Below are 6660 nucleotides of genomic sequence, written 5' to 3'. Positions count from 1 at the left end.
ATCTCGTGCGGGTCGGTCATAAAACGTGTTGCCATGTCGGCTATCTCCTATCGTGAAGCTTCAGTTCGCCGAAGTCTTAACAGTTGTACTTAATGCCGTGGTGGCCGCGTTGTAAATAGATTGCGGCTGCCCGGTTAATTGCTCGCCTCAAACGGGTGACATCTACCCCCTTCTTGCCATATCAGCGGTCCCCTCTCAGACGACGACCTGTTTGGGCATGACGATCGGCTTGAAGCCGTACCGCGGTCCTGTGCCGTACGCGCCGGCGCCCTTGGCGGCCGCCGCCATCCCCGGCATTCCAGGCATCGCTGCGACCGGCTCGGCCTCGGCCGCAGCCGTCCACCCCGAGCCCGCGAGCGGGGCGGTGGACGAAGCCACCGACGTCGCGGGCGCGGCCGCGGACCAGCTGGCGGGTACCGAAAGGCCGCCGACCGCCGAGGCTTCGCCCACGGCGGCCGACGCCCCGGCGCCGGTCACCGAGCCCACCATCGTGCCCGGCACCATCCCACCGGCAAGCGGCGTGACAGAGTCGGTCAGCGCGAACGGGATCGACGGCACGGTACCCAGGGTGTGCCCGAGTGATACGGCCGTCGGGATGGCGTTCATGGTGAACCAGGCCCCGGTGTTGACCGCGCCGTTGATGGCGTTGAAGACCGCCGGCGTACCAAGGAAACCGTCAAGCGACTGCAAGAGGTTCCCACCAGTGGCCGGAATCGGTGGCGTCGTGTAGCCGGGGATGCTCAATGCGTCCGAGATGGGACTGGAGACCAACGCCTGCGCCGTGCCGCCCGTGGAGTCAGCGGCGAGGGCGGTGCTGTCCGCAACCGAAGCGGCCGCCGGGTTGGTGGTCGACGTCAGTGGTGTGACCGGCGTGAGGACCCCGGCCGCCGTCGAGGCTGCCTGGTACGCGGCCATCGCGGTGGCGTCCTGCACCCACATTGCTTCGTACTCGGCTTCCAACGCAGCCACTTGGGGAAGCGTGAAGGGCAGTCCCGCGAGCGCAGCGTAAAACGCGGCTCTATTGGCATAAACCAGCGCCGGGTTCACCACGCCCATATACGCCGCCTCGAAGGCGGCCGCCGACGCCGTGGCCTGTGCGCTCGTCTGCTCGAGCGTCGTCGCGGTCTCGGTCAGGTAGGTGATGATCGGCTGGGCCGCGGCCGCCGCCGCCGCCGACCCCCCACCTGTCCAGTTCTCCGTGGTCAGCAACGAGACGATCGACTCCCACTGGGTCGCCGTGGAGCTCACCTCGGCGGCCAGGTTGGCATACGCGGCCGCGGCGGCCATCATCGGCGCGGCGCCCGGACCGGTGTACACGAGCGTCGAGGTCAGCTCTGGCGGCATGGCCGCGAAATCAAAAACCATTTGTGTTCTCGCTCCCTTTATCCGTTCGAATTTCGCTTCGCTTCAACCGTGCTCGCTGCTCAGACGGTCGTCGCTTTCGGCATGACGATCGGTTTGACGCCGTAGCGCGGCGCGCCGAAGCCGGCGCTGTTGCGCGCGGCCGCGCCCATTCCGGGCATCCCCGGGATGACCGTTCCCGCGCCGGCCTGCGGTGCGGCGGCGGTCCAGCCCACCGTCTGCAGCGGCGCCGCGCTGGTGCCGACGACCGGGGTGACCGAGCCGGCCCAGGTCGGCGGGACCGACAGCTTCCCGACCATGGTGGCCTGTCCTGCCGCGGCCATCGGCGCGCCCAGGCCCGCCATGCCGCCACCCGCCATCGGCGCCATCGGCGCCGTCGTGTCCGCGAGACCCGCCGCGTCGGCGGCCGAACCGGCGGCGTCGGCGGCGGAGGTGTCGAGTAGACCGCCACCGGCCAGGCCGAGCAGGTCGGACCCCGCAGACGCCCAGTTCCCGCCGCCTATGTTGAGGATGTTGCCCAGGTTGCTCGACAGGCCGAACGGCCCACCGAGCCCGGCGCTGTAGTTGCCCGTACCGCCGAGCAGCCACTGCAGGATGTCGAGGGGGTTCGAGCCCGGGGTCGCAGCGGCATTCGAAACGCCGGCAAGGTTCGAGGCATTCGAAAGCGTGGCCTGGGCAGCGTTGATGGCTTCGGTGTCCCCGTAGCTGCCGGAGCTGATACCGAGCGTTTGCGCGTAATTCTGCAGAAGGGTTTGCGCCTCCGCGGCGATCGTCTGGTACTGGGTGCCGTACGCCGAGAAGATTGCCGCCTGCTGGATCGACACCGGGTCGCCGGCGGCGGGAGCGACGACGGTGGTCGCCGCTGCGGCGCCCGCATTCTGCGCCGCCAGGTTGGTGTTGATACCCGAGAGAAGCCCCTCGGCAGCAAGCATCTCCTCGGTCTGTGTTGTCAGAAAAGCCACGGTTGCTCCTAAAGTTGGAACGAGCCGACCCCCATGTGCGGTCGACCTGTGTGTTTGCGTAACGGCCCCTGTGCGTTGGCGTAACACTAACGACCCACGTGTCCACGTTCCCGGTGGAAAGGGCCAGGTTGACAGCCGTTTACGGCTTCTTAACGAAGAAGCCGGCAGTTTTAACACCGTCCTGCCGGACGACATAGCGGTGTCATCTGTCATCTCGCGGAAAACCGTTGTCAAGGCGCGCGGGCCGTGATCCTAGCCCACACTCACGCCGGATGCATCTAGCGGTTTCAGCTATCTCAAGCGGGACGCGATGTCTTGGATTCAGCGGTGGCGCGCTAGATTCGCGCCGGGCCCCCATAGCCCAATTGGCAGAGGCAGCGGACTTAAAATCCGCCCAGTGTCGGTTCGAGTCCGACTGGGGGCACCAGGTTTGCTGGTGAGCAGTGCGCACTGCTCGCTAAGGGCTGTGCAACGTACTGCGGGTTCTGTTAGGCGGGTCTCCCGTCGGCGCTCTAATTGCCCCGGTCGCCGCCGTTTCCCTTGCCGTGTCCTTTGCCAGGGCCGTGCAAAACGGGGGCCGGAGGCTGTTGCGGCGGCGGGGGTGGGGGTGGCGGTGACTCCGCGTTATTGACAGGGACCGGCGCCGGTGTGCTGGTGGTCGCGGGCTGCCCGGGTGCGTGCGAGGACGACGCATCGAGGGCGAGGGCCAGCGGCACGAGGATCAGTACCGCCAGGACCGCCAGGACGCCCAGCACCTTTCTCCGGCGGCTCGTCGTGGACGAGACCAGCGCGGGGACGAACGTGTTCGTGGGCCGGCCGCCAACCGGCACTTCTAGCAACTTGGTGGCCGGGTAGGACGGCGAGGCGACCAGCACGGCCGCTGCCGGGGTAAGACCGTTGTGCAGCCAGGCGCGCATCTCCTCCGCACTGACGAACCGCTGGCGCGGGTCGAGCGACATCGCGCGTTCGATCAGCGTGATCAGGCGGGGATCGACGTCGGGTCGCAGCCCGGCCAGCCGTGGCGGCCGTCCGTGCAGAATGGCGCCGGCGAGCGCCGCCATGTTTTCCTGTGGGAACGGGCGATGCCCGGCGAGTGCTTCGTAGCCCACGACCCCGACCGCATACAGATCATCAGCGACACACGCAGGCGCACCGGCGAGTCGCTCGGGGCTCAAATAAGCAATGGTGCCGAGGATGTGGCCGGTCAGCGTCTTGGTGGCTTCCGGAGTCTTGGCAATCCCGAAGTCTGCAACCTTCACGATTTCGCCACCCGCGGCGAGCAGGATGTTGCCGGGCTTGATGTCGCGGTGCAGGATGGCGGCGCGGTGCGCCTCGGTCAGGGCGCCCAGGACGTTGTCGAGCATGGCGTGGACGCGCTCCTGCGACAGTGGGCCACGGCGCACCTCATCGGCCAGGGTTCCGCCGGGCAACCGCTCCATCACGATGAAGGGCCTGCCGTCATGCTCGCCGCTGTCGTAGATCGCGACGATATTGGGATGGTTGAGGGCCGCGGCAGCGCGGGCCTCCGCCTCGAATCGGTTCCGCATACCGCTTTGAGCGCTCACGTCCTGGTGGAGCAGCTTGATCGCGACCGGTCGGCGCAGTCGGGTGTCCCAGCCGTCGCAAACCTCGGCCATGCCACCACGACCCAGCCTGCCGCGCACTTCATAACGGCCGGCGAGCAATACGCGGGTGTCCATTCGCCCTGCTAACTCCGTGCCAGTGCGGTCTCAATCGTGCCCTCGTTTACCCGGACGGCAACGGCTCAAAACGGTCACGGGCCGCGGCCGGGGCAAGCAAACGCACCGGCGCCCGGATTCCCCGGGAGACGCCGTTTGCGATCAGGTGGATATGAGCCAAGATCTGTACGGATTCGCCATCGAGTTGCGCCAACTGGCCTACAGCATGCCCGGCGGGCACGAAGACCCGTTGGTCCGTCTGAGCGAGCGGATGATCCACTACGCCCGCGAAGGAGCCGGCAACCCGCAGACGCCCGCCAAATAGGCCGGGGCCTGCACGCGGCGGCCCCCAGCGGGTCTTCGGCCGAGCGACTTGTGCAAGTCGTCGGTTCCTGCGGCCGATGTGGCAGGTGCGGTGAGTTCGTCGTACCGTTGCGCGATCTGCCACCGCGAAGGAGCCAGCGCCGAAGTGACCGAGGATCCGCGGGGTGACGGCGTCTCCCGCCAATACGACCGGTGGGAATATCCACCCCCGGTAACCGATCTCGCGGCGTGGACGTCGAACCATTGGGACTGGTTTGACCCCTACTGGGCCCATCGGATGCTGTGGCCCGACCGGACACATAAAGCAGATCTGGACATCCTCGTTGCGGGATGCGGCACCTTCCAGGCGGCGGTTCTGGCCTACATGAACCGCGGCGCCAAGATCGTCGCGATCGACGTCAGCCAGTCTGCGCTGAACCACCATCGGCAGCTGAAGGACAAGCACGGCCTGGACAACCTGGAACTACAGCTGTTGCCGATCGAAGAGGTGTCGGCACTCTCGCGCGACTTCGACCTCATCGTCTCCAGTGGCGTACTGCATCACATGGCCGACCCGCTGGCCGGGTTGACGGCGCTGGGCCGGTGTCTGCGCCGGGACGGGGCCCTGGGCGTCATGCTCTACGCGAAGTACGGCCGGATCGGCGTCGACATGCTCGAATCGGCGTTCCGCGACCTCGGGTTGTCGCAGGACGCCGCGTCCGTGCAACTGGTCGTCGAAGCGATCGCCTCGCTACCGGCCGACCACCCGGTCCGCTCCTACCTGGCGGCTGCCCGCGACCTGATGTCCGAGGGTGCGCTCGTGGACACCTTCTTGCACGCGCGCCAACGCAGCTACACCGTCGAAGAATGCCTGGATCTGGTCCACTCGGCCGGACTGGAGTTCCAGGGTTGGCTGCGCAACGCGCCGTATTACCCGCATGACTTCCTGGCGCCGGCGAGCCGGTTCCACTCGGTGGTCAACCAACTCCCCGACATCAAACTGTGGTCGGTGATGGAGCGGTTGCAACCGGCGAACGCCACTCACTTCTTCCTGGCCTGTCGCCCGGAACGCCCGAAACAGGACTACGCGATCGACTTCGCGGGGGCCGCTTGCCTCGACTACGTCCCGCTGCTGCGCACCGCGTGCGTGGTGTCCGGCGAGACGATCCACCTGCCCGGCGCGACGCTGAAGCTCAACCCGGCCCAGCTGTCTCTCGTCCAACAGGTCGACGGCCGTCGCACGATCCGAGAGATCATCGAGCGCGTGGCCCAGCGCCGCGACGTCAGACCGGAAGAGGGGGAGGACGTGCAGCATTTCGGGCTGACGCTGTTCCGCTCGCTGTGGCGTCTCGACTTCCTGGCGATGGCGCTCAACGCGACGCCGCCCGCCCGAATCCCGACATAGGTTGCCTCTCAACGTCTTCGGCAGTCCTGCGCGTCGCCGCATGCCGCCGTGTCGGTGTGCAAGACCAATACTTTGGGCCCTGCCGCCGATGGCACCGCAAACCGCCACTCATACACTGACCCAGCATGGGCATGCTGTTCGGCCTCGCGCCGTGGATCGTGTATTGGGTACTCGTCGGTAACGTCCCGTTCGTCGCGGCGGTGCTGGTCGCGCTGGCGATCGCCGCCGCCAGCCTGGGCGTGGGGGGCGCGGTGGGCAGGAAGTGGCAGTTCTTCGACTTCGCTTCCGTCGCAGTGCTTTTGATTCTCGCCGTGCTGGCCTTCACCCTCAGCGAGTCGTTCCTGCAGCGGTGGATCCTGCCGCTGAGCAACGCCGGGATCTTCCTGGTGACCCTGATCGGGGTGCTGGTAGGCAAGCCTTTCGTGGCCGAGTTCGCCGCGGCAGAACAAGCTGCGGACGTCGTCAAAACCGAACTGTTCGGCCGGGTCGTCAAGATCCTCAGTTGGCTCTGGGTCGTGACGTTCGCCGGGATGACGGTGTCCTCGGTGATTCCGTCGGTCGTGGAAGGCCCCGCCGGGCCCGCCGGGACCACCGGCGCCCTGATGCTGGACACGAAGACCCCGCTGTCGTTTCTCTGCTACTGGATCATTCCCTTTGGGCTGCTGGGGCTTGCGGCGGTGGCCTCGCGACTGCTGCCCGACCGGCTGCTGGTCGGGATCGACGACGTCGCGCGGGAAACCTCGTTCGTCGCCTACGACGAAGCCACCATCGACGAGCTCTACTTCCTGGCCACCGAGCACGCCAACCGTGAGGTCGGGCCCGGCAAGGAGGCCTACGCCGTCAAGGTCGGCGGGATGGGAACTCCGTTGACCGGAGACGAATCCCGAAAGTCGTGGCCCTCGACCTACAAGGTGCGCGACAAGCGGCGCTGAACCCGCACCGCGGTTGG

6 protein-coding genes and 1 tRNA gene are annotated in these 6660 nt (G+C 67.1%); 4 read left to right on the top strand and 3 right to left on the bottom strand.

Going from position 1 to position 6660, the window contains the following annotated elements:
• Nucleotides 1-195: 195 nt before the first annotated feature.
• Nucleotides 196-1365: a PPE family protein, SVP subgroup gene (locus AC5Y4H_RS19000; RefSeq protein WP_499983994.1), complete on the bottom strand. Its 1170-nt coding sequence runs from the start codon at nt 1363-1365 to the stop codon at nt 196-198.
• Between the two features lie 59 nt (nt 1366-1424).
• Nucleotides 1425-2324, bottom strand: coding sequence for a PPE family protein, SVP subgroup (locus tag AC5Y4H_RS18995; protein WP_499983992.1), 900 nt, complete (start codon nt 2322-2324; stop codon nt 1425-1427).
• Between the two features lie 350 nt (nt 2325-2674).
• Between AC5Y4H_RS18995 and AC5Y4H_RS18990 the strand changes: the two genes are divergently transcribed.
• Nucleotides 2675-2751: transfer RNA gene (locus AC5Y4H_RS18990), tRNA-Leu, on the top strand.
• 85 nt (nt 2752-2836) lie between these two features.
• On the opposite strand, the gene AC5Y4H_RS18985 is transcribed toward AC5Y4H_RS18990, so the two are convergent.
• Nucleotides 2837-4024 (bottom strand): serine/threonine-protein kinase, encoded by a 1188-nt coding sequence (locus AC5Y4H_RS18985; RefSeq protein WP_499983990.1) that lies wholly within the window; start codon nt 4022-4024, stop codon nt 2837-2839.
• Between the two features lie 151 nt (nt 4025-4175).
• Between AC5Y4H_RS18985 and AC5Y4H_RS18980 the strand changes: the two genes are divergently transcribed.
• From AC5Y4H_RS18980 to AC5Y4H_RS18970, 3 genes are all read left to right on the top strand, one after another.
• Complete coding sequence (locus AC5Y4H_RS18980) at nt 4176-4328, top strand: hypothetical protein (protein ID WP_499983989.1); 153 nt, start codon at nt 4176-4178, stop codon at nt 4326-4328.
• A gap of 144 nt (nt 4329-4472) precedes the next feature.
• Nucleotides 4473-5711: a methyltransferase domain-containing protein gene (locus AC5Y4H_RS18975; RefSeq protein WP_499983988.1), complete on the top strand. Its 1239-nt coding sequence runs from the start codon at nt 4473-4475 to the stop codon at nt 5709-5711.
• A 125-nt stretch (nt 5712-5836) separates the two neighbouring features.
• On the top strand, nt 5837-6643 hold the full coding sequence (locus AC5Y4H_RS18970; protein WP_499983986.1) for a hypothetical protein: 807 nt from the start codon (nt 5837-5839) through the stop codon (nt 6641-6643).
• The last annotated feature ends 17 nt before the right edge of the window (nt 6644-6660 follow it).

This window comes from Mycobacterium sp. NGS58 (genome assembly GCF_059812385.1).
The sequence above is the reverse complement of the archived record's forward strand: the minus strand, read 5'-3'. Positions and strand labels throughout refer to the sequence as shown.

Coding starts and splice junctions, on each gene's coding strand:
- AC5Y4H_RS19000 (WP_499983994.1), bottom strand. CDS start 1,365: ATGGTTTTTGATTTCGCGGCCATGCCGCCAGAGCTGACCTCGACGCTC.
- AC5Y4H_RS18980 (WP_499983989.1), top strand. CDS start 4,176: ATGAGCCAAGATCTGTACGGATTCGCCATCGAGTTGCGCCAACTGGCC.
- AC5Y4H_RS18970 (WP_499983986.1), top strand. CDS start 5,837: ATGGGCATGCTGTTCGGCCTCGCGCCGTGGATCGTGTATTGGGTACTC.
- AC5Y4H_RS18985 (WP_499983990.1), bottom strand. CDS start 4,024: ATGGACACCCGCGTATTGCTCGCCGGCCGTTATGAAGTGCGCGGCAGG.